The organism is Pseudorhodobacter sp. W20_MBD10_FR17, from assembly GCF_052119765.1.
Lineage (GTDB): Bacteria > Pseudomonadota > Alphaproteobacteria > Rhodobacterales > Rhodobacteraceae > Pseudorhodobacter.
Window position 1 is genome coordinate 1 of sequence record NZ_JBGQOQ010000035.1, and the last position, 23,056, is coordinate 23,056.

Sequence of the window (23,056 nt, forward strand, 5' to 3'; positions counted from 1 at the left end):
CCTTGGCTGCGTGAATGTCAGCTGTCGCCATCGACGCACGGCAGGCTCGCACTTGCAGCGAATGCACACTTTCCGCCCATGCTGTTGAAAAAGTCTTTGTTGCACTGCGGCAAGTCCTTTGATTCACTCAGTAATGAGGGGATAGGAGGATTTTTTGATGATGGGGACTCAATCGGCACCTGCGCAGTTGTTTTATGACTTCGATTTGGATCGGCACGTTCCCCAAAACCACATGCTGCGTGAGATTGACCGGTTTCTTGATGTGGACGGCATGCGTGACTTGCTTCGCCCCTTCTACAGCCATCTTGGTCGTCCCTCGATTGACCCCGAATTGATCGTCCGGATGTTGGTGGTTGGATATGTGATGGGCATTCGTTCGGAGCGACGGCTCTGTGATGAGGTTCATTTGAACCTTGCCTATCGTTGGTTCTGTCGTCTTGGACTGGATGGTGGAGTGCCCGACCATTCTACCTTCTCCAAGTATCGCCACGGTAAATTCCGCGAAAGTGATCTGTTGCGGCAGGTTTTTGAGGCAACTGTCGAAAGGTGCCTGAAAGAGGATCTGGTGTCGGGCGAAGGTTTTGCTGTTGATGCGAGCCTGATCCCTGCTGATGCCAATAAAGGGCGCTCGCTCGCAGTCGCTGACTGGAGCCCGGAGGTTGCCCGCCGCGTTGGAAACCGGGCGGCACGTGAGTATCTTGAAACCTTGGATGATGCCGCTTTCGGCGCGGCATCCCCAGTCCATCCAAAGTTCATCGCCAAGTCTGACCCCGCGGCACAGTGGCAGCGCGCAGAAGAGGGCCGTCCCTATTTTGCTTATGCAACGAATTACCTTATCGACACCAAAAGCTCTGTGATTATGGATGTGGAGGCCACGAGGGCCATTCGTCAGGCCGAAGTGGGTGCTTCCCGCACCATGTTGGATCGAACCGAAGCGCGTTTTGGCATCAAGCCCGAGTGGCTTGCAGCAGACACCGCTTATGGCAACGCCGAGAACCTTGGGTGGCTCGTCAAACAGCGCAGCATCATCCCCTTCATTCCGGTAATCGATAAATCCGAGCGCACCGACGGCACCTGGTCACGATCCGACTTTGAATGGGATGCTGAGAACGACCAATACATTTGCCCCGAGGGCCATGCCCTAAAACAGTTCCGGCGCAATTATTCCGATCCCAATCGCGGCAAGGACATCACCGGCACTCAGAAATATCGCGCCCTGAAAGCCACCTGCCAGGTCTGCCCTTCCAAGGGTCGGTGTTGCCCAAACGCGGATGCGCGTGCCGTCACGCGTGAACCCCATGAGGATGCGCGCGACGTTGCTCGCGCAAGCAGAAAGACGAAGGCCTATAAAGTATCGCGCGACAAACGGAAGAAGGTGGAAATGCTCTTCGCGCATCTCAAGAGGATCCTGAATCTGACACGGCTCAGACTTCGCGGACCGAATGGGGCAAAGGATGAATTCCTCCTAGCCGCCATCGCCCAGAACCTGAGAAAGCTTGCAAAGCTAAGGCCCCAAAGTGCCTTGCAGGAGGCAATCTCATGACCTGAGTGGTCAAAATAGCCGGTCTCCGGCAAAGGAGCGGGCAAAGGCCTGAACCAAAACCACGCACCACAGTCCGCGCGGCGATAGATCCTAGAAATCCGACGACTTTTTCAACAGAATCCGCCCATTCTGTTGAAAAACTCCTCCAAGCGAGAATAGCCTCGGAAACTTGGCACATCGTTCTTGCCGCAGGCCAATTGGCAAACTCTGTTTGCAAAAGGGTGCTTTCACGGAAAGACGTTCTGGTGATCCGGCCTCTCCGGGCGACGAGGTGAGTTTTTCAACAGAATCCGCCCATTGCGTCGTTTAGAGTGAAAGGTGTGCCGGTTTTCCGTTGACGGGTTGAGGCTCGGGAGAGTGGCTCCCGGCGCCTGTCGTGGGAGATAGCCGATGGGCGTTGTGGAAGTTCTGGATCCGGTCGCACCGGCGCGGGCTGGTGGCTGGAAGGTGGATGTGAGCCGGGGTGAACGGAACGGGCGGGTGTCGTCCGAATGGTTCAATCGGCCAGACGACGAGCGGTATCTGTCGCTTGATGATCTCTGGGCCTCAGTAAAGGGCCGGTCTGAGCGCAGTCGGTCCCGTGTCGTCACAACGGCCGATATTCGTGTGGAGGCCGCGCGCGATAGCGCCGAGCGGCTGCACTTGGTTCTGCCGAAAGCGCATGAACCGGTGGCGCCCACACATTGGGCCTTCGGCCAGCTTGCCAGCATCGTCGGAGCACCCGCCTCCTACCTTCGGCAGCTGCCCGCGCCGCTGGCAGGGATCAACCTGCAATATGGCCTGACCAACCACCGCGCCGAGCAGGTGAAGACTTTTGAGACCGAGGATGGCCGCACGGAACTGCGCGCGGTCACCGGCCCGGACTATGGCCGCATCCACGACCACGAGCTGGTCGAGGCGGTGCAGCGCATCGCGGGCAATGGCACTGGCGACACGCGGTGGAAGGTCCCGGGGGTGCTCGACTGGTCGACCGGAGTATACAACCCCGACGTCGAAATCAGCCGCGATACGACAACACTCTACGCATCGGACCGCGACGTCTTCCTGTTCCTGGTCGACGATCACAATCCGATCGAGGCGGGTCGCCTGCCCGATGGTTCCCCCGATCTCTACTTCCGGGGTTTCTATTGCTGGAACTCCGAGGTGGGCGCCAAGACCCTCGGCATGGCGAGCTTCTACCTGCGGGCCGTATGCCAGAACCGCAACCTGTGGGGCGTCGAGGATTTCCAGGAGATCACAATCCGGCATTCGAAATATGCCGCCTCGCGCTTTGCCCAAGAGGCGGCACCAGCACTGACACGGTTTGCCAATTCCTCGCCGCAGGGATTTGTGAACGGCATCAAGGCGGCGCGGCAGCAGATCGTGGCGCGGACGGATGAGGACAGGGACGACTTCCTGCGCAAGCGCGCCTTCTCGAAAGCTGAGTCCGGCAAAATCATCGAGAAGGTGCTGATGGAAGAAGGTCGCCCACCGGAGTCGATCTTTGACTTTGTGCAGGGCATCACGCGGCTTGCGCGCGACAAGACCCAGCAAGATGCCCGTCTCGACATGGAAGGGCGTGCGAAAAAGCTTCTCGACTGGGTTGGCTGACATATGGTGGGGCGCCTCGCTGGCGCCCCACTGAAATCGACGTGAAGAGCCCAAACCGTCATTGCCGAAATGCGCGGCTCGATACCTGAATTGAGTTCTTGGACGGGTCTTTGGAATTAGCAAATTCATACCCACCGGCCTTGTGGATTTTGCCAAAATCGAGTCCGTTAGCTTTGGCAACTTCGCAAAAGGCCATTACGTCCTCAACGTCGAACACGAGCTTTACCAAAACCTGGCCTTCTTTCTGATTTGCCGCTGACGGGTGCAAAAGCAGTGCCATACCCGAGTCTTGCGCCCTTAGCTCGACCACACGGTCGTGGTCAGCCCGTAACACCGAGAAGCCGAAGTGCTTGGCGTAAAAGTCCGCCATCTGATCGATCCTGCTCGTGTAGACTACCAATCGCCCGAGTGATGCTGCCATTTCTGCGCCTTCGAGAAGCTCCGATTGAGGATACCTTAGCACGACAATTTAGAGATGGCAGCTTTGTCCCGTATTGCTGACGCAGGTTTCAATTTTCTGCCGCCCCTTCGAGGTAGAGGGCGGCGGTTTGGTCTTTGACGCTTGAGGCGGGGAGAGAGGCTTCCCGCACCGTCGGAGATACTTCCCATGTTCGACCTTCCCTTTCCGGCCCTGTCGGCCCCATTTCCGGCTGGCTTCGTGCCAGACATCGCGCACAGCACTTCTGACCCCGCGCTGCCCTTTTCCCTGACGCTGCCTGATCGCAACCCTGCGGCTGCGATGTCGGGAGAGGCGCGTCCTCGGATCATCGGCCATTTTACGACGCTGGCCGAAGCCATGCGGGGCGCGATCAAAATGGCGGAAGAACTCGAGCCTGAGGACGCGCCGCGCATGCTGTCGATCCTTGATCGCGACGAGCGTCTTGTCCTTGCCGGTGCCGCAGCGAATGGCGCTGTCGCTTGGTGCGCCCCTATCATGACCGCCGCCGAGGCCCGGGTCGTGGTTATGGAAGCAAGCCAGCTTCGGGCGCAGGCAAGCCGCGCGGCGGACTGGCTGGAAAGCGATCTCGCAACCCGCCTGCGGCAGCGTGCCGATCTCTTGGAAGCCCGTCTCGTCGATCCACTCTGGCGCGCCTTTGCTGCACGCGCCCTGCAGATCGCTGCATGACCCCAAAGAGGCAGAGGAGGGCAGGGGGCTTTTGTGAGCTTCGCCGGGGGTAGAGTGTGCCCGGCGGGCTCCGACCCTTCCCCCTTCTTCGGAGACCCCCATGACCCAGGTTGAACCCACCCTTCCGGCGCCGATGCCGCCGTCCACGATCGACTTCGCCGCAGTGTTCGCGGTGCAGGCCGAGCAAGCCGCCCGCGAGGCCGAACTGCGTCCGGCCAACAGAGATCGCCTGTTCGATGCCCTGACCGCCGCTGGCATTTCTCATGTCACGGTCACCTTCGATGGCGAGGGCGACAGCGGCCAGATTGAAAGCATCGCGGCATGGGCGGGGGAGACAGCTGTCGCTTTCCCTGCCGTGGAAATTCCCTATGCCGCGATCACCTGGGACAGCCCCGAGGTCGAGATGCGGCGGCTTTCGCTCGAAGATGTTGTCGAACAGCTCGCTTATGATTTCCTCAGCGACACCCATGGCGGTTGGGAAAACAACGACGGCGCTTATGGCGAGTTCTGCTTCGACGCCAGCGCCCGCTGCATCCACCTCGAGTTCAACGAACGATTTACGTCGTCCGAGCTCTTCACCCATGATTTCTGAGGGGGCGGCGATGGCACATCCGTATCACCACGCGCTCTCCTCGGTGAAAAAATGGGGCGGCACGGTCGACGACTTCATGGCAGTGCATTCGTGGTTTGACGCCAGCAAAATGCTGCACGCGGACTTTCGGCATCGGGCGCTGCGCCACCATGCCTTATCCTGACTCTATGGAAGCGTCTTATTCCTGTGCATGGTGCGGGTTATGCGGAACCTTAGGATTGAGAGATGAGCCAGCCCCGGCCCGCTCTCCATCAAAAGGGCCGTAGGGACGGGGCTGGCGGCGCTTCGGTTTTAGCGCGACTGGAGTCGCGGGCGTCGTTTGCTGGACGCGAACGCCTTTGGAGGATGGATGACGCAGCTTTATTTCACCGACGGACCGGCGCTGCGCGCGCCCGTTTCGGTCGAAGGCGTTCCGGCCGAACTTTCCGTGTCCCTGACGGAGGCCGCTGGCAAGATCGACCTGATGGATGGCATGCCCTTCTTACTGGATCGGGACGGAAGCTACTTGCATGACGTGAACCGGTTCTTTCGCGCCTGTCCGACCATGGGGGTGCGTTCGCGGCACAGTTTGCGCGCCTACGCCCATGACATCTTCGTCTGGATGCGGTTTCTGGAAGAACGGCGTGGTGGAAAGCAGCTTTGGCGTGCCGATTACAACGATGTCATCGCGTTTCACCATGCACGGCGTTTGTCGGATGCACCGTTCCGGATTTCGGCATCCAGTTGGAACAGGACGATCGCGGCGCTCGACAAACTGTATCGGTGGGCGCTTGAAGAGGGACTGATCGCATCCTCGCCGTTTCGATATGACCTGTCCTTTCGTCATGGTCATGGGCGAGGAACCCCGAAGGTGGTTGAGGGGAACAGGGCGCGGGAACGTGCCGCGCGCCCGCATGACATGCAATTCGTCGATCTCGGGCGCTACCTCGTATTCCGGGATATCGGCCTGAGGGGTAAATTGCCGGACGGGTCCGAGGACCCAGCCTGGCGCGGCCGCAATGGCGAGCGGAATGCCGTTTTCGCGGAACTGCTCGTCACGACAGGGATGCGCCTCGGCGAGGCCGGTAGCCTGATCATCGACGAACTGCCCCGGCTGATCTCCGACAGCCCGCGGATACTTCCTTTCGATCTGCCGGCCGTGATCACCAAGGGCGAACGCCCGCGACGCATCCGGTTGCCGCGCCGGGTGCTCAAGCAGATCCGGGATTACGTCGATATCGAGCGCCGGATTGCCGCCGCCAAGGCGCCGCCTCGTCCGGCCGTCCCCTTTGTATTGTCACCCGATGGCCGCAACGCCTTTGATGACAGTGGTTGGCGCATCGCGCTGACCAGGCTCCGTCCGCAAGACCGCCAACGGCTGCTGCGATCACCTGATGGGATGCCTGAACACGCATCGCTCTGGCTCACGGAACGCGGCCAGCCCGTGTCGTCGGGTACTTGGGAGGTAGCGTTTCGTAGGGCAAGCCAGCGGTGCCAGGCTTTCGGCCTCGATATCACCGTCACACCGCACATGTTGCGGCACACCTTTGCGGTCAACATGTTGTCGATGCTGATCCGCGAACAGGTGGGCAGGATCTTCAACCCGATCGATGCGCACGGTGCTGCCTATCGGCAGATGCTTGGCGATCCGCTCCGCCATCTCCAGCACCTCCTCGGCCACGCGAACATCACCAGCACCTACATCTATCTCGACTGCCTTGCCGAGGCGCAGGAACTCGTCGATGCGGCGGCGGATCGCTGGACCGACGAACTCATGGTGGACGATCAATGACCGGCAGAGCCCGCGTCTCACAGCCCCGCCCAGGGCGACGCGCGAGCTTTCCTGACAATCTTCCGGATCCCGGCCCCGCCGCTGCCATTGCCATCGCCGCCCGCCGTTTCGAGATTACCCTGGCCGGACGGACTGCGACGATGGACCTGACGCGTTTGCCGGGTCGCAATTCGCTTGCGCGGGCCTTCACGCAGGCACTCTGGCAGGCATGTCAGGTCGGTGGCCCCGCCGGCACCGTCCGCACCGCCATGTCATTGGCCGAAGCCATCCATCGGTTCTGGCGCTATCTCGATGCGACAGACTCATCCGTACAGGCGCTTGCCGAGATTGATGTTGATACCATCGAAGGCTTCGACGCCTGGATGGATGAGCGCGGACAGCATCCCAACCATCGCCGCCACCAGATGGGAGATGTGGTGATGCTGCTGCGGTTGGCGGATGCGGGCGAACCAGACCGCCTTTCCGAAGAGGCTTCCCGGCGATTGTTCTATGTCAGCACGCGCCCGGGTGTTCCACCGCGCCCGCGCGATGCCTACTGCGACAGTGTCCGGGTGGCCTTGAAGGCGGCCGCACGTGCCGACGTCGCAGCGATCGTGCAGCGATTCCGTCCGGCGCTTGCGCAAGAGTGCGAGACACGCATCGACCGGTTGGAGATGGACGCCTTCGCCGCGATCGACCGTGTCGGTTTCATTACCGTCAAGAGCTTCCTTTTCCGCCAACTCTACGGGGCGCGGAACTTTGCGGGGATTTCCAATGAGGGGCTGAGCGACAGGATGCATGGCACGCGGCATCTGCTTCTTGGCGATCTGATTGCCCTTTTTGTTTTGCTGTCGCTGGAGACCGGTCTCGAGATCGAAGCGATCAAGACCCTGCGTGCCGACTGCCTCAAGAACCCGTCCAGCGGATATGTCGAGATCGAGTATTGCAAGCGCCGCGCCCGTCATGCCGAGTGGAAGCGGCTGCGGGTTCGGGACGGAGGGTCAAGCACCCCGGGCGGCCTCCTGCGCCTCGCAATTCAGTGGACCGCGACGGCGCGCGGTCATCTCGAGAGTGAACAGCTTTTCACGTATTACTGCCGCGGCCGCCTGACCGATGTCGTACGGCCCATGCAGTCGGCCAGACAGGTCTGGGTCAAACGCCACGGGTTGCAGGATGATGATGGGAAGCCGTTGAAGCTCTGCCTCTCGCGTTTGCGCAAGACCCACAAGGCTGCGTGGTATCGCAATACTGGCGGTCAGCTGCGCCGGTTTGCCGTTGGACATACCGTCGAGGTTGCCGCGAACCACTATGGGGATATTCCCGCCTTGCGGCCGATCCACGAAGCTACCATCGCCGAGGCGCTGATGGACGCTGTCGAAGATGCGTTGCAGCCTACCGTGTTGACCCCGGAGGCCGAGGCCAATGTCTTGGCAGCTCCGTCTTCGGCTCAACCCGGTTTTCCGGAGGGCTTGGCGACCGATGTTCCGGCATTGCTGGCAGGCGAACAGGATGTATGGCTGGCAAGCTGTTCCGGCTTCTACAACAGCCCGTTCGCCACCTCGGGAGAGGCCTGCCCGGTGCCGTTCTGGGGCTGCCTTGAATGCCGCAACGGCGTCATCACCACCCGCAAGCTTCCCGCGCTGATGACGTTTCTGGATTTCGTGGTGGACCAGCGCAAGGTTTTGTCCGAAGCAGATTGGCTGGCGAAGTTTGGGCGGGCCCACCACAGGATCGTCGCGCAGATATTGCCGCAATTCTCTGAGCCCGATCTCGCCGCCGCGCGTGCCCTCTCAGCCAGTCAATCGGCACAGATCTACCTTCCCCCGGAGGCGGGTCTCGCATGAGAGCAAATCCAGACTTCACGACCGCAAGGCCATCGCTGCCATCGGTAATCCATCCCGACGACACCGACATCCTCGCAGGCAGACCGCTCAGACCGGGATCGGAGCGGTCGATGCTGTCCCGCTTCGGCGACGATGTCTGGGATCTCAGTCCGGCGATGTTTCGCGCCAACGCGCGTCCGGCCGCGTTTCGTGTGGATTTCGGGGCCATTGCAGACCCCGCGCTTCGACGGCTCGCCAAGGAGTATATGCTTGCCCGCCTTCAGGCGCCGCTGCGCAGCTACCGGGGCCCTTGCGGCCCTTCGACCGCCAAGGGCACATTGCTGTTCCTGCGCCATTTCGGAGAGTTCCTGCACGATCGTATCGGTTCCGTCGAACTGGGGCGCGTCGACCAGCAAGTGCTGGACGCGTATCTGGCGCATCTGGGGGCAGACGGCGCACGTTCATCGCAACAGATCCGCCTCTATGTCGATGTCCCCATCGACCTCCATCATTTCGGGCCATGGGTGACCGGGGGCGGCATTCCCTTCCTGCCCTGGGGTGGGCGCACGGCAAGCAATGTCAGCGGTCGGAGCCGGACGAGCTCGGAGAACACCACGCCGCGCATCCCCGAACCGGTCATCGGCGCACTGCTCCACTGGTCGATGCGATATGTCGATGTCTTCGCCCCGGATATCCTCGCGGCGCGCGAAGAGCTGGATCGCCTTGAAGCCCGTGCTGCCCGGATCATTGCCGAGAATGCGCGCCAGACCCGCCACGAACGGTTTCGCTACCGTCTTCGTACCTGGCTCGAGGCCCGCCGGGCGGAAGGGCGGGGCGTGCCACTCTGGGAGCGCCGTCCAAACACCACCCGCGGTGTCCCTGATGTTAAGGAAGGCAATGCGTATAATTTCAGACTGATGTGCCTTCAGATCGGCTGTCCTCAAACGGGGAATCTCAGTAGTTCCACCGCGACCGTGAGGATGCTGGACCAGATGGCGGAAGAGATGGGAACCGAGGTCGGGGGCATGGATACCCCGGTCAGCCGCGATCCCGATACCGGCCTGCCCTGGCGGGAGCGTTTCGACACGGACAGCTTACTGCATGAAGAGCAGATGCTGCAGGCGGCCTGTTACATCGTTTGTGCCTACCTGACGGGAATGCGCGACAGCGAACTACAGGATATGGAACCGGGCTGCGTTTCGGTTGAACGCAGTGCCGACAACCTGATCGAGCGCTATCGCGTGCGCAGCACCGTCTACAAGCATCGCGAGGCGGCGGGCGTTTCCGCCGACTGGATCACCATCGCTCCGGTCGCCCGTGCCGTCGAGGCCATGGAAGCTCTGTCGCGCCGAGCGCGCGGCGACCGTGATCTTCGATCCCTCTGGGTCTCGCTGAAGCCATGGGACTGGACCGCAGACTACTTGGCCGCCCAGGCGTCGCCGATCATCAAGATGTTCCGCGACGGTTTGGATGCGAAGGTCGCAAACCCGCCCGCAATTCCACAGGTCGATGGGCGCCCTTGGCATTTTTCCACCCGGCAGTTCCGGCGCACCATCGCATGGTACATCGCGAACCGCCCCTTCGGCGTTATTGCCGGAAAGATCCAGTACAAGCATGCCTCCGTGGCGATGTTCGAGGGCTATGCCGGCGCGCCGCACGGAGATTTTCGCCGGACGGTCGAGCAGGAACGGGCGCTTGGCCAATTGGACGATGTGGTCGCCTATTATGAGGCCTACCAGCAGGGTGACGAGCCCGGCGGACCGGCATCGTCCCGTCTCAAGCAGGAGTTCGACCACGTCCGGGACACCCTCGGTGAACTGCCTGGGCGTATCCTTGACCAGAAACGCCTGCGAAAGATGCTGGCGCATCTTGGAAAGACACTGCATGTCGGGTTTCTGAACGATTGCTTCTTCGATCCCGCCAGCGCCCTCTGCCTGCGGCCCGACGACAAGCCGGTGGCCCCGGTGATTTCGCGCTGCAGCCCGGACCGGTGCCCCAATTCCTGTCTGACCAAACGTCATGTTGCGCCCTGGCAGGCTTCGATCGAAGAGGGTGAGCGCCTTCTGCAGGGCAACACCCTGTCAGCGGTTCAGAAGGTCGCAATCAAACAGGACAATGATCGAAAGCGTCGACTGATCGGTCATCTGGAGGACCCAAAGGCATGACCCCGCCTATCAGTCAGAAGACCGAAGGTGCCTTGCGCTCCGCCATGAAGCGACTGCTCGAAGGAACTTCCGTCCATACCGACGGTCGCCTCACCATCGCCAATCTCGCGCGCGAGGCTGGTGTCAGCCGCGCAACGGCCAACCGTGCCACTGTCGTTCTCGGCGAATTCCGTGCGGCGGAGGCGCGGTTCCGGTCGGGATCGGTCGCGGGACTGAAGGCCCGTATCCGCAAACTCGAAGCCGAACTGCGGGCTGCACGCGGCGGCGAGCTGGCAGAGCTGCGCGTGACCGTCAAAGCCCTGGCGCAACACATCCAGATCCTCGCGCTCGAGGGTGAAGAACAACGCCGCGTGATCGCGGTTCTTGAAGAGCAGATCGCGCGGGCTGACCCGAAAGTCCTGCCGTTCAGGCCGCCGTCCCAGGACGGCACCTGAGGTCACGATCAGGAAGAGAAAGAGGTGAGCTGGGTGGGGGTGAAACAGGGATAAGAAGAGAGGGAGCCACCCAATGAAATGTCTCACCGAGGACGCACAGGAAAACCCCAACGACGGCAGGAGGTTTTCGAAAAGAGACAGTTTGACTGTCCAGATAACATACACAAGGGATATGGCAATCCGAGGCAATCTTCGGACAGACAATTACCTTGTCTACCGGCCGCACTATCCCGACCCGCTGGGTCGGTGAGCAGCACGTCCGCGAAGATCTCGGCTTCATCCCGAGCTTTGCCGATTGGGTGAAGGCAATTCGGCCCGAGCCGTGGATGGGTCGGACCGAGAAGATCGAGGCGCAGGTCGATCCGCACATGGCCCCACCAGTTGTGGAGGTCGCCTGACATGTCCGATGCTTCCTATCTGCGCCTGAACTTGCCACCGACAGCGACAGATTGCGCCGTCGTCCGTACGGCAATCGGGGCGCTTCACCCCGATACGCTGGCGGTTCGCAGCTTTCGGGAGGCGCGCAAGCGCTTCTACCGAGACATGCTACGCCAGCACGCGGTTCGCCGAGATGCAGACCGTCGGGAACAGCCCGACACATCAATCGACTGACGGCTCGGAGCGCATTCCGCCCACACTTCACCCGCAATTCTCGCCCAGCCCCTACGGCTGGGCGCATTCACATCTGGAGATCCATATGGCTGACTATTTCACCCACTTTTCATGCCTGCTTGATGTCGGCACACCCAGCAATGCGGCCCTCGCCGTCGCATTGTTCCAACAGCTCCGCTTGGAGGATCAGGAGGCTGATGAGCCTCAGGTGTCTGGCTTCGAACTGTCCATCCAAGACGGGCCCGACAGCAGCATTCTTTGGCTCCGCGATGACGAGCATGCCGATATCGAACAGGTCATTGGTTTTGTGCTGCGCCTTGCCGCCGAGATCGACCTGACCGGAATATGGGGTTTCGACTACGCCCTGACTTGTTCGCGTCCGAGGTTGGAGGCCTTCGGCGGCGGTGCCCATGTCATCGACCTCGGCGCGCGCAAGAGCATCGGCTGGATCAGCACCCATGAATGGCTGACCGCCGCCCTGAATGGCGAAGACATCGATGCGGTGGAGGCGCTGGCCCAATGAGCATCACCGCCCCGAAAAGCGTCCAAGCGCCCCTTCCCATCCCGGAATTCGGCCAGAGCGCCGATGGCCTGACTGTTGCGCGCACCGGTGATGCCGCCTATGCCATGATCCCCAAGCGGGATGGCGGGTATTTCTTCGGTAGCGGCTGGCGGCTGTCAAAACCCTTTGCCGAATGGAAGCGCTCCGACTTCTACGGCCATGGCGGCGACATCGCCGACGAGGCTGCGTTTCGCGCCTTCGTCGGGGAGCAGGCCGAGCATCAGGCTGAGGAAGCCGCGCTCGGTCGGCAGGAATTCCGCGCCCATGCCAACACGCCCTGGGGATCGTCGCAGGGCGCTGTTCGCTATGGCGACGGCGTGGTGTTCCATTCGACCTCCGGGCATGGCGGGTTCCACCTGTCGGCGGAGCGCAATGCCAAGGTGCATCCCCTGCTGCGGGACGCGGCTGGCTGGTACGAGGAAGATGCTGCCTGGGCCTCCGTTGCCGCAGCTTTGCCCGATCTCTTCACAGATCTCGAGCGGCGACAGGCCGATGAAACCCTGCGCCACAGCTGGCCGGATGCTTGGGAGGCGGTCCACGGACGGGTATTGCAACCGGGCGAGTCCCGCGCCCGTGACGCTGAGGCGTTTGCCCGTCACCACGCCGACGATTGGGTTGTGATCTCGGCGATCTATTCGGACCACCATCCCGGTTTCACCGAGGTCGCCGCCACGCGGGGCGGGCGGCGCGACCTACGGGCCGAGGAACGCCGCTTCCTTGTCCCGTCCAAGGACTACAAGGTGGGTCCCTTCGGCTTCGTCATCGATGAAACCCGCCAAGCCTCCTATGACGGCCCCTCGAGTTTCATCGGCTGGCGAGGCAGGGCAGGGGGGTAGCCTCTGCTTCGCCGGTGCCGAAAGCCAACCTCCGCAGCTCCGGGCGGCGGCATCTTGAGAGGCCGAGGGAGGTGGCGTTCGGGGGACGTGCAGGCGGGTCGAGAGAGCTGTCGATGTGTGTCCTTCACCTTAAAACCGGAGGAAATCCGATGACGCTAACTACCAACGCCGCCACGCCCGCCACCCTCGTCCCTGAAGCCCGCCGCATGGAGTTCCTTCCCGGTCTCTTCGGCCGCAAATTGATGCTGGTGGGCGAGCGCGCCGTCTTCCAATTCATGTCATGGCTCGCGCCGCAGGACTACACCGGGGGCATGTGGAATTTCCATGAATTGGCGGGGCGGCCCCTGTTCCTCTCACCCGCGACTGAAAAACGCTTCCGCATCACTTGCGAGACGAACGGCTACCAAGGCGAGGTCTCGGCGGAAGCAGCGGGCCTGATCGCAACCCTTTTCGCCCTCTCGCACCTGTCGTTCCAGCACGACTCTGACCAACTCGCAGACGCCTACTTGCGCCTTTACGCCTTCGCCGGAGACCATCCGGAGGCCGGCGAGATTTTCAAAGCCATCGACTGAGGGGATTCGTGCCCACACTTTGCAGGGAGGGGCATGGCTCAGCCCAAGAGCTTCAGCAAGGCGTTACGCTGCGCCGCATGTTTCTCGGGGTTGTCGCGCTTCAGCTTGTTCAGGTTGAGGAGTTTCCACTTCACGGCCGGCAGATCAGCGGCCTGGGAGCGGTCGATCGCCGCAAAGTCAGGCCCCCCGTCTTGAAGTGTCAGAAGGAACTGCTTCGCCTTGTCATCGAGCCTCGATTGCAAATCGGAGACCAGTCTCTTGCGTGTCGCCAGAAGTGTGTCGAGAGGAACGGGCGTTCTGGTCATGCCTTCGAATTCCCGCGCATAGGGTTGCGCGAGGTCAATCTGGTTGGGATTGAGCAGCTCATGTGCCGGGCGCGGCGAACTGGCAACATAGATCAGGAAGGTGTGGAACAGGTCCTGTGTCAGGCCCTCGTTTTCGTAAAGGAGCGTGACGTCGTAGAGATCCCGGGGATGCTGCCTGTCCAAGGCGGCGTGCAGCTTGCCAGCAAACAGGTCCTCGAACGAGACGAGCTGCATTTCGGCATAGCCATAGGCATCTTCCACGACGGCCGAGACGGTCCGGATCTCCGGGCCGTGGACCACGCCCCGGGTTACGGGCGAGGTTTCGATCTTGATCTCGGCGTTGTTCAGGCGCGCCAAGAGTCGAGTGGCACCGCCGCCGCCCCCTTGGATGCGCTGAGATTTCGCGCCGCGAATACCGGCCTCGATGGAGGCCGCGATGCGATCCATCGCTGCGTTGATCTCGTCCAGGCTCTCGGCGCGCTCCTTGATGGGGAGGTAAGTCAGGTCGATGTCGACCGACAACCGGGGCAGGTCGCGGTAAAACAGGTTGATGGCCGTCCCGCCCTTGAGTGCAAAGACGCTCTCGCCCGCGACATGGGGAAGAACGCGCACGAGGAGCGCAACTTGGGCTTCATAGGTCTCACGCGCCACTTTCGGCCTCCGGTTTCACGAAGTTTTGCGGCACCATGATCCGGTAGCGCGGGTGGATCTTGCCGCCCTGAATCAAAGCTCGGTCGCCGCTGCCGAGGTCGAATGCCTGCGGGTCGATCCGCTTGCGCCAAGGATGATCGTGGCGGTCGGCGAAGACGAAGAACAGGCGCTTGACCTTGATCTTCCGGCACGCCTGCAAGAGTTCGGAAAGCAGCCTCGGGCGCAGGGTCGTCAGGCTCTCGAAGACCATGTCGAGTGTGTGGAAACTTTCTTGGTCGGGCAGTTCGTCCATGGCTTCCAGGATCGCGCGCTCTGGCGCCGACATCGTGAGGCCCCAGTCCCATGGCTGGCCAGTCGTCTTGCCCTCGGTCACGCCTAGCTTTGGATCGGTAAACAAGGATCGAGGGCGGATTCTGATCGGGGCATTCGTCGGCAGTTTGACCAGCCAGTTAGGGATATTCTCCCCATAGACCCAGACAGGAGCGCTTTCGCCGAGGCGCAGGTAATGGGCATGTCCCTGTTCGCCGAGCGCCGTGGAGCCGCCGACATGAAGATCATGACCCATGATGTGCTGCGTTGAAAGGATGCAGGTTTTCCAGTCGATGCCGTTCGACGTCGGTGTGGCTGGGGTGTTGGGGAGTGGCCGGCGGAAGACGCCTCGCTTGATACGCTCCAGCCAGCCGCGCTTCACATAGTCGCGAAAACTCTCATATGCGATACCTTGCGAGACGAGCCATGCGGCATCGACCAGATACCCTGCGGGCACGGCATCGAGCAGCTTCTTTAGATTTTGTGACCGTGCGGCATCCATGACACTTAAAATGACATATTTCTAAAGAAAGGACCACTGATTTCTTTGATGAGTGAGAGTTTTCAGCGTCAAGGGCACTCCAAATCTACGATTTCCAAAGAAGATGGTGGGCAGCTTCGAGCACAGGGAGATTCATGAAAGGGGGGTTTCAAGATGACTGATGGGCTGCAGTGGTTGCCGACGGTAGGTTCGGGCACCTCCCGGCGAGCCGCCGGGACCGGGCCTTGGTCCTGCGGACGGGAGCCTGCCTTTGCAGTCTCCCCCCATGCGGGCAACAGTCCTTGGCGCGAGAAGGGAGGCGAAGGCAGATCTTTTGGGCAAGACGGGCGATGATTCGCAGCGACCCAACCAGCGTTCACACGAACGACCTTACAGTTTGGCACCCATCCATTCGACCACGCCAAGGACTTTGAGACACGCTGAGGGAAACGCAGAAAGACTGCCATCGGCACCTCACCGGTTCCCATCGATCCATTTCGACATCAGCCCCTTGTCACGGAAACATTCATCCGGCACGGCGCGGCGCTTAATCCTTGCGAGTTTCTCCGCGAACGCCACCTGCTTTGAACTCGGGCGCGGGTCTGACGCAGCGGCAGATTTCAACTGACCTTGTGCGTCAATCCAAGCGCTTAAGCTGCGCCGATCTTGCTGTACCCCCCATGGCAAAAGCGTCTGATTGCGCAACGCAAGCGAGCGCGCATAGGCGATCTGCTTTGGCGTCGCGGGCAGGGCATAGGTGGTGCTATCCATCGCAAAACTCCCTTGCTAGCTCGATCTCCAATATAGAACACAACAAGAACAAAAGCAAGGTCACTTGGGTGATTATTGCGGATCGAGAGGAAGAGGAGGGCTGGAAAAGGTGAGGTCCGAGGATGCCCGAGAGAGGGTGTCCGGACCTGATCCTGTCCCTCATTCCGGAGTTTTCTGATGAACCAACTTGCCCCCGTTCTTACAATCGCACCACCAGATACTGCTGCTGCGATCATTGCCGTGGCCGAGGCCCTGCAGCCCGATCTGGCGCAAGGGTTTCAGATCGACGCGCTGCGGCTGCGGCTAGAGATGGAGCGCGCCTTCGGCGGTTCCGATGCTGCCGGCCTCTGGGACTGGAAGCTGGCTTATGAGGCCTGCGAAGTGGCGCTGGTCCTCTTCCTGCGGAAGTTCGGCCGTCCACTTCTGTCCCGGGCCGGATCGACCGCAGCACTGCTGCCGATCCTCGCCAAAGTCTCAAACTTGCTACCGACCCACACCCGCCGGTCGGAAGAGATGGAGCGCTTCCAGCAATTCTCAACGCCTTTGCCCATGGGACTGGCGGCACTGGCGGCGGCACAAATCACCGCGCGGGACCATGTCTTTGAGCCTTCGGCTGGGACAGGCCTTCTGGCAATCCTCGCGGAAATGTTTGGCGGCAGTCTGGCGCTGAATGAACTTGCCGCCACCCGCACGGATCTTTTGCGCCTCCTCTTTCCGGGGCGGCCTGTTACCACATTCGATGCGGCCCAGATTGACGATCATCTCGACGTGGGGCTACGCCCAAGTGTCATTCTGATGAACCCACCGTTTTCGGCTGTGGCGCACGTCGATGGCCGCAGCACGGAAGCGACAGCACGTCACATCCGCTCAGCACTTGCCCGCCTTTTGCCCGGCGGGCGGCTGGTCGCCATCACGGGTGCTGGTTTTGCGCCCGATGCGCCAGCCTGGGGTGCGAGCTTCATCAAGTTGACCGAGTCCGCGCATTTGGTGTTCACCGGCGCGGTGTCGGGTTCAGCCTTCGCCAAACATGGCACAAGTTTTGAAACCCGAATTTCTGTCTTCGACAAATGCCGGGGCGGAGAGCTTGGCGGCATCACCGCCGACCTCACCCAGCCCATGGCTGCCGATGTCTTAAGCCTGATCGCGCGGATCACCACCGAGATGCCGCCACGCCTCGCCTTGGAACCGGGTGCACCCGCAGGGCAGGGCGCTCATTCCCTCGTTCCGGCAAATCCATCGCGTGCGACCAATGCCGTCGCCAACAAACCGCGCGCGCCCGTCGCAGCATCACCGCTTCGGCCTGGGCCGTCGTTCCAAGCCGAAGATCTCGCCTACACCCTGCGCGAGGCGAGCGAAGACGCCAGCACGGCACGGTTGTCGGATTCGATCTATGAGACCTTCCGGCTGCAGGCGATCGACATCCCCGGCGCGGAACCGCACCCGACCAAGCTTGTGCAGTCGGCGGCCATGGCCTCGGTTGCGCCACCAAAGCCCAGCTATCGCCCAAAACTGCCGACTGCTGTCCTGCGCGATGGTCTCCTGTCAGATGCGCAGCTGGAGACGGTGATCTACGCGGGCGAGGCGCATGGCATTCCTCTCGCCGGGACGTGGTGCGTGGACGAAACCGGTGATCTGGTCTCGGCTGCGAAAGACGATGACCCCGCCGCCATCCGCTTCCGGCGCGGCTTCTTTCTTGGCGACGGCACCGGCGCTGGCAAAGGCCGTCAGGCGGCAGGCATCCTGCTCGACAACTGGGCGCGGGGCCGCCGCAAGGCGCTCTGGATCTCCAAAAGCGACAAGCTGCTTGAGGATGCGCAGCGTGATTGGTCGGCACTTGGCCAAGAACGGCTGCTGGTCACGCCGCTGTCGCGCTTCGCGCAAGGCCGCGATATCCCGCTGACCGAAGGCATCCTGTTTACCACCTATGCGACGTTGCGCTCCGAAGAACGCGGCGCGAAGAAATCCCGCGTCGACCAGATTGTCGACTGGCTGGGGGCGGATTTCGACGGGGTGGTCCTGTTTGACGAAAGTCATGCCATGGCGAATGCCGCAGGTGGGAAGGGCGAGCGCGGCGATGTGACCGCATCCCAGCAGGGCAGGGCGGGCCTGCGACTGCAGCACAAGCTGCCCAATGCCCGCGTGGTCTATGTCTCGGCCACGGGGGCAACTTCTGTTCACAACCTGGCTTACGCACAGCGTCTCGGCCTCTGGGGTGGGGAGGATTTTCCGTTTGCGACCCGCGCCGAGTTTGTCGAGGCGATTGAAGCGGGAGGCGTCGCCGCAATGGAGGTGCTGGCCCGCGACCTGCGGTCCCTCGGCCTCTATACGGCGCGGTCTCTGTCTTATGATGGCGTCGAATACGAGATGCTGGTTCACGCGCTCAGCCCCGAGCAACGCGGCATCTACGATGCCTATGCCGGGGCCTTTGCCATCATCCACAACAATCTCACCGCGGCACTGGAAGCGTCAAACATAACTGGAGAATCCGGAGGCACGCTAAACCGCCAAGCCAAATCCGCCGCGCGCTCGGCTTTTGAGTCTGCCAAGCAGCGTTTCTTCGGTCATCTCCTGACTTCGATGAAAACCCCCACCCTGATCGCCGCCATCGACGCCGATCTCGCCGCAGGCCATGCGGCCGTCATCCAGATCGTCTCCACCGGCGAGGCGTTGATGGAACGCCGCCTGTCGGACATCCCCACGGATGAGTGGAATGACGTGCGCGTTGATATTACGCCAAGAGAGGCTTGCCTCGACTATCTCGCCCATTCCTTTCCGGTACAACTCTACGAGCCCTTCACCGATAGCGAGGGCAATCTGTCGTCTCGGCCTGTCACGCGGGATGGCCAGCCGGTGGAATGCCGCGAAGCCGTGCGCAGGCGCGATGCGCTGATCGAGCATCTGGCCTCGCTGCCGCCGGTGCCGGGGGCGCTTGATCAGATCGTGCAACGCTTCGGCACCGATATCGTGGCAGAAGTCACCGGCAGATCGCGGCGCATCGTGCGCAAGGGCGAGGGGCATGCCGCGCGGCTTGTCGTGGAAAGCCGCGCAGGATCGGCCAATCTCGCGGAAACTGCCGCCTTCATGGATGACCAAAAACGCATCCTGATCTTTTCCGAGGCAGGCGGCACCGGCCGCAGCTATCACGCCGATCTTGGGGCCAAGAACCAACGTCTGCGGGTGCATTATCTCCTCGAGCCTGGCTGGAAGGCCGATGCGGCGATCCAAGGCCTTGGCCGCACCAACCGCACAAATCAAAAGCAACCACCCCTGTTCCGCCCCGTGGCCACCGATGTGAAGGCAGAAAAACGCTTCCTCAGCACCATCGCCCGCCGGCTCGACACGCTGGGGGCGATCACGCGTGGTCAGCGCCAAACCGGTGGGCAAGGTCTGTTCCGGCCCGAGGACAACCTCGAGTCGCCCTACGCCCGCGATGCGCTACGCCAACTTTATCGCCGCCTCTATCGCGGCGATGTGGCGGGCTGCTCGCTCATGGCGTTTGAAGAGGCCACGGGGCTCAGTCTGACCGATGAGACTGGCCTCAAGGACGATCTGCCGCCGATCACCACTTTCCTGAATCGCCTCTTGGCGCTGACAATTGCCATGCAAGGCATCCTGTTCACCGCTTTTGAGGAGTTGCTCGAACAGCGCATTGAAGGCGCCATCGCCGCCGGAGTCTATGACCTCGGGCTGGAAACCCTGCGCGCCGAAAGCTTCCGCGTCACCGACCGCAAGGTGATCTACACCCATCCCGGCTCCGGCGCGGAAACTCAGCTTCTTACCATCGCGCAAAAGCAGCGCAATGCGCCGCTATCGCTGGCCGATGTCCTCGAATGGTATGAGGATCCAAAGGCGCGGCTTCTGGTCAACAGCCGCTCGGGCCGAGCCGCGGTGCAAGTGCCCGCCACCAGCCTGATGCTGGACGACGGCACGATTGAGCCGCGCCTGCGCTTGATCCGCCCCACAGAAACCAGCACGTTCCCGGTCAAGATGATGGAGGACACACATTGGCTGGAAGCCGACCGGGCGGCATTCATCGCAGCGTGGACAACGGAGTTGGCCGAGGTGCCGGAGTTCTCTGAAGCCACGCTGCACATCGTGGCTGGGCTCTTGCTGCCGATTTGGAAGCAACTGCCGCAGGATGAAACCCGCGTCTACCGCCTGCAGTCGGACGCGGGCGAGCGGATCATCGGCCGCAGGGTGTCGCCTGCCTGGGTCGCAATCACGCTGGCGGCAGATGCACCCGCGCTTTCGGGGGCGCAGGTCCACGCCCTCGTTCTGGAGGGCAAGACCGTGGTAAAACTGGCCGACGGTCTGGAACTACACCGCTCCCGCGTCATGGGGGTCAACCGGATCGAGCTTTCTGGCTTTACGGAAAGCCAGAAGGACCGGTTCAAGGCCGATGGCTTCTTTTCCGAGATCATTGCTTGGAAGCTGCGGTTGTTTTGCCCAACCGACACTGGTGGCATCGCGATACTGTATCGCTTGCTTGCACGATATCCGGTGACGGGATTAAATGCACGCGGGGGTTGTTGATCCGTGTATTCAGAAACAGATGATTTGGTCCGCGCGTTGGCGGAGAATGCCGAGGGCGTCTGCCGCCACTACCTTCCCGCCGGACGGCGAGAAGGGTCCTATTGGATCGTCGGCGATCTGCAAAACAACCCGGGCCAGTCGCTTTTTGTGCGGCTCACAGGCCCCACATCTGGCCCGGGTGCGCGGGGTAAATGGCAAGATCCCGCTGTCGGATTGCACGGCGATCTGCTCGATATCATCGCCAAGCGGACGGGGATCACGCGCTTTCCCGATCTTCTGGCCGAGGCTCGCGCGCATCTTGGCCGTCCGCAGCCGGTGATCCCGGACACGCCAGTGACGAGAAAAGCCAAAACCCCCGGCGGCACGCCAGCCGCAGCCGCGCGCTTGTTTGCAGCCTCAGTGCCAGTCGCAGGTACGCTTGCAGAAACCTACCTGCGTTCTCGGGGCATCACCCAAATGGGCTCAAATGAGGCCCTTCGCTTTCACCCGAAGTGCTGGCATCGGGAGGAGGGTCAGACCAAGCCTGTGCCCAGACCGGCGCTGATCGCTGCGGTCACCGATGGGGCAGGGGTCCTGCAGGGGGTGCATCGTACCTGGCTTGCAGCTGACGGCCAAGGCAAGGCAGTTGTCGAGACACCGCGTCGTGCCATGGGTCACATCTTAGGCAATGCCGTCAGGCTGAGCCCGCATGACAACATCCTCGTGGCTGGCGAGGGCGTTGAGACCATGCTGTCCCTCTCCGAGGTGGCCCCCGGTCTTCCTGTCTGGGCAGCGCTCTCGTCGGGTCACCTTGGGGCCGTTAAGCTGCCGGAGGAGTTGCAGCGCCTCTACATCGCCATCGACCGCGATCAAGCAGGGCAGCGTGCGGCGGAGAGGTTGAGCGCCAGAGCCGCCGAGGCCGGGATTGGTTGCCATGTGCTGGAGCCACAGCTCGGGGATTTCAACGATGATCTCAGGGCGAACGGCAAAGAGGCACTGCGCCAGCATCTGGCAGAGCAGATCGGGGCAGAGGATCGGCATCGCCTGTTGGCTTGAACAACGCCGCGCAAGGGGCGATCAGGGTTTGCAGGGCAGCTCATGCATCCCAGTCACGGATCTGGACCGTCACCTCTTGCCTCTTTCCGGGCAACACGTCCTCGCAGACACCCGCACGTCCTTCAAGAGATGGGCAGGCGGCCGTCAAAGCGGACGCTCCTTCAAGGACGTGGGGCGACTGATTTCCGCCGGCGGCAGAGCCGCCTTTGCATCGCGAAAGACAAATCAGTCGCCCCACGCCCTCCTCCACATGCGTTCCGGCCCCGAAGACGGGGTGAAGGGCGTCCCCCGTGACAGCTATCGCAGCCCATGAAGGCCGCGCGGGATGTCGCGCGGACGAGTAGAGGCCCGGAGGCAAAAACAAATGACGATCCAGACCCACGACGATGCATATGAACCCGCCCACACCGCATCCCAGACCGCCCATGCGCTCGACGAGTTGCAGCTTTACGGCTTTCGACCCTTTGATGAGCCCGATCCGCGCCCGATGCCCGATGGGCAGCGCCTCGCGGTCGCCGTCGCTGACATCTTTGATGCCCTCGTGGCATCCCTGGAAGACACCCGCATGGAACCCGACCTCGAAGAAGTGCTCTGGGGCCAGGTCAACCTTTTCCACCGCGCCACAGCCCGGATCGAGCGGTCGCTGGACGAAAACGAACAGGCGCAGCGCCGCCTCCAGCGCGAGCAAGACGGCTCCGAGGTGAAAGCGGTTGAGCTCGAGCGCCAGACAGCCGAAGGCCTGACCCTCATTGAGCGGCGCAACTGCATGGACATGATGCGCGATCACGCCGCCACCGAGTTTGTTCATCACACAGGCTCGGCCTGGCGTCCCCGCACTGGCTCAATGGTGAACCGCCAGCACCTGACCGCAGCGCTGATCGACAGTCGTGACTTCCTGGCCGCCAAGCGCCGCGCGGAAACCGAAGTGATGCTGCCTGCTGGCCCCAAGGTTGCCCTCACCGGCGGCGCTGACTTCAACGATCACCGCCTGATTTGGGGCAAGCTCGATCAGGTCCGGACCAAATACCCCGATATGGTCCTCATGCACGGCGGAAGTCCGAAGGGCGCAGAACTCATCGCCGCCAAATGGTGTGAGGCCCGAGGCGTCACGCAGGTGGCCTTCAAGCCTGACTGGACCAAACACGCCAAGGCCGCCCCCTTCAAGCGCAACGACGCGATGCTGGATGTGCTGCCCGTAGGCGTCCTCGTCTTCCCGGGCACGGGTATCCAAGAGAACCTCGCCGACAAAGCCCGCAAGCTGGGCATCCCGGTCATGAAATTCGAGAAGGGGGCGTGAGCCCCCTAAACTTTTTCCAATAGATTGGTAGAAAGTTTTTTGTGGTCGCCGCTTGGAAGTTTCATCGTT

Annotated in this window: 20 protein-coding genes and 2 pseudogenes; 18 read left to right on the forward strand and 4 right to left on the reverse strand. The window is 61.9% G+C overall.

Going from position 1 to position 23,056, the window contains the following annotated elements:
- From ACEN2J_RS17460 to ACEN2J_RS17470, 3 genes are all read left to right on the forward strand, one after another.
- Positions 1–198, forward strand: a 198-nt coding sequence (locus ACEN2J_RS17460) for a hypothetical protein (protein WP_442107530.1), incomplete at its 5' end; no start/stop codon positions are given.
- Entirely contained in the window at positions 158–1,543 is a 1,386-nt protein-coding gene (locus ACEN2J_RS17465) for an IS1182 family transposase (protein ID WP_442107532.1), read from the forward strand. The genes ACEN2J_RS17460 and ACEN2J_RS17465, both read left to right, overlap by 41 nt.
- A 390-nt stretch (positions 1,544–1,933) precedes the next feature.
- Positions 1,934–3,133 (forward strand): DUF932 domain-containing protein, encoded by a 1,200-nt coding sequence (locus ACEN2J_RS17470; RefSeq protein ID WP_442107534.1) that lies wholly within the window; start codon positions 1,934–1,936, stop codon positions 3,131–3,133.
- Between the two features lie 58 nt (positions 3,134–3,191).
- Here the strand turns inward: ACEN2J_RS17470 and ACEN2J_RS17475 are convergent, their stop codons facing one another.
- Positions 3,192–3,554: a VOC family protein gene (locus ACEN2J_RS17475; protein ID WP_442107536.1), complete on the reverse strand. Its 363-nt coding sequence runs from the start codon at positions 3,552–3,554 to the stop codon at positions 3,192–3,194.
- Between the two features lie 186 nt (positions 3,555–3,740).
- Between ACEN2J_RS17475 and ACEN2J_RS17480 the strand changes: the two genes are divergently transcribed.
- The 12 genes and pseudogenes from ACEN2J_RS17480 to ACEN2J_RS17535 all read left to right on the forward strand — a co-directional run bounded on the left by ACEN2J_RS17480 (position 3,741) and on the right by ACEN2J_RS17535 (position 13,605).
- On the forward strand, positions 3,741–4,259 hold the full coding sequence (locus ACEN2J_RS17480) for a DNA repair protein RadC (RefSeq protein WP_442107538.1): 519 nt from the start codon (positions 3,741–3,743) through the stop codon (positions 4,257–4,259).
- Between the two features lie 100 nt (positions 4,260–4,359).
- A complete protein-coding gene (locus tag ACEN2J_RS17485; RefSeq protein ID WP_442107540.1) occupies positions 4,360–4,851 on the forward strand; it encodes a DUF6878 family protein in 492 nt (163 codons plus the stop codon).
- Between the two features lie 10 nt (positions 4,852–4,861).
- Positions 4,862–5,005: pseudogene (locus ACEN2J_RS17490) on the forward strand (DUF6915 family protein); the annotation flags it as partial.
- Positions 5,006–5,200: 195 nt separating this feature from the next.
- Entirely contained in the window at positions 5,201–6,622 is a 1,422-nt protein-coding gene (locus ACEN2J_RS17495; protein ID WP_442107542.1) for a tyrosine-type recombinase/integrase, read from the forward strand.
- Positions 6,619–8,445 (forward strand): hypothetical protein, encoded by a 1,827-nt coding sequence (locus ACEN2J_RS17500; protein WP_442107544.1) that lies wholly within the window; start codon positions 6,619–6,621, stop codon positions 8,443–8,445. The genes ACEN2J_RS17495 and ACEN2J_RS17500 overlap by 4 nt, the downstream gene beginning before the upstream one ends.
- A gap of 110 nt (positions 8,446–8,555) precedes the next feature.
- Positions 8,556–10,589, forward strand: a complete 2,034-nt coding sequence (locus ACEN2J_RS17505; protein WP_442107546.1) for a hypothetical protein — start codon at positions 8,556–8,558, stop codon at positions 10,587–10,589.
- Positions 10,586–11,023, forward strand: a complete 438-nt coding sequence (locus ACEN2J_RS17510; protein ID WP_067293797.1) for a hypothetical protein — start codon at positions 10,586–10,588, stop codon at positions 11,021–11,023. Before ACEN2J_RS17505 ends, ACEN2J_RS17510 begins: the two co-directional genes overlap by 4 nt.
- 167 nt (positions 11,024–11,190) lie before the next feature.
- Positions 11,191–11,421: pseudogene (locus ACEN2J_RS17515) on the forward strand (DUF6915 family protein); the annotation flags it as partial.
- Position 11,422: 1 nt separating this feature from the next.
- The gene (locus ACEN2J_RS17520; protein ID WP_442107548.1) at positions 11,423–11,635 is read left to right on the forward strand and encodes a hypothetical protein; all 213 of its coding nucleotides are present in this window, start codon (positions 11,423–11,425) and stop codon (positions 11,633–11,635) included.
- A gap of 85 nt (positions 11,636–11,720) precedes the next feature.
- Positions 11,721–12,158 carry a hypothetical protein gene (locus tag ACEN2J_RS17525; protein WP_442107550.1) on the forward strand — a complete coding sequence of 146 codons (438 nt, stop codon included), beginning with the start codon at positions 11,721–11,723 and terminating at the stop codon, positions 12,156–12,158.
- On the forward strand, positions 12,155–13,033 hold the full coding sequence (locus ACEN2J_RS17530; RefSeq protein WP_442107552.1) for a DUF7007 domain-containing protein: 879 nt from the start codon (positions 12,155–12,157) through the stop codon (positions 13,031–13,033). The genes ACEN2J_RS17525 and ACEN2J_RS17530 overlap by 4 nt, the downstream gene beginning before the upstream one ends.
- Before the next feature lie 149 nt (positions 13,034–13,182).
- Positions 13,183–13,605 carry an antirestriction protein gene (locus tag ACEN2J_RS17535; protein ID WP_442107554.1) on the forward strand — a complete coding sequence of 141 codons (423 nt, stop codon included), beginning with the start codon at positions 13,183–13,185 and terminating at the stop codon, positions 13,603–13,605.
- 38 nt (positions 13,606–13,643) lie between these two features.
- On the opposite strand, the gene ACEN2J_RS17540 is transcribed toward ACEN2J_RS17535, so the two are convergent.
- From ACEN2J_RS17540 to ACEN2J_RS17550, 3 genes are all read right to left on the reverse strand, one after another.
- Positions 13,644–14,561 (reverse strand): nucleotidyl transferase AbiEii/AbiGii toxin family protein, encoded by a 918-nt coding sequence (locus tag ACEN2J_RS17540; RefSeq protein WP_442107556.1) that lies wholly within the window; start codon positions 14,559–14,561, stop codon positions 13,644–13,646.
- Positions 14,551–15,372, reverse strand: coding sequence for a type IV toxin-antitoxin system AbiEi family antitoxin domain-containing protein (locus ACEN2J_RS17545; RefSeq protein WP_442107558.1), 822 nt, complete (start codon positions 15,370–15,372; stop codon positions 14,551–14,553). The genes ACEN2J_RS17540 and ACEN2J_RS17545 overlap by 11 nt, the downstream gene beginning before the upstream one ends.
- 453 nt (positions 15,373–15,825) lie before the next feature.
- Positions 15,826–16,122, reverse strand: a complete 297-nt coding sequence (locus ACEN2J_RS17550) for a hypothetical protein (protein WP_442107560.1) — start codon at positions 16,120–16,122, stop codon at positions 15,826–15,828.
- 177 nt (positions 16,123–16,299) lie between these two features.
- Between ACEN2J_RS17550 and ACEN2J_RS17555 the strand changes: the two genes are divergently transcribed.
- The 3 genes from ACEN2J_RS17555 (at position 16,300) to ACEN2J_RS17565 (ending at position 22,987) form a co-directional block, all read left to right on the forward strand.
- Complete coding sequence (locus ACEN2J_RS17555) at positions 16,300–20,655, forward strand: strawberry notch-like NTP hydrolase domain-containing protein (protein WP_442107562.1); 4,356 nt, start codon at positions 16,300–16,302, stop codon at positions 20,653–20,655.
- Positions 20,656–20,658: 3 nt separating this feature from the next.
- On the forward strand, positions 20,659–21,690 hold the full coding sequence (locus ACEN2J_RS17560; protein ID WP_442107564.1) for a DUF7146 domain-containing protein: 1,032 nt from the start codon (positions 20,659–20,661) through the stop codon (positions 21,688–21,690).
- Between the two features lie 364 nt (positions 21,691–22,054).
- Entirely contained in the window at positions 22,055–22,987 is a 933-nt protein-coding gene (locus tag ACEN2J_RS17565; RefSeq protein ID WP_442107566.1) for a DUF2493 domain-containing protein, read from the forward strand.
- The last annotated feature ends 69 nt before the right edge of the window (positions 22,988–23,056 follow it).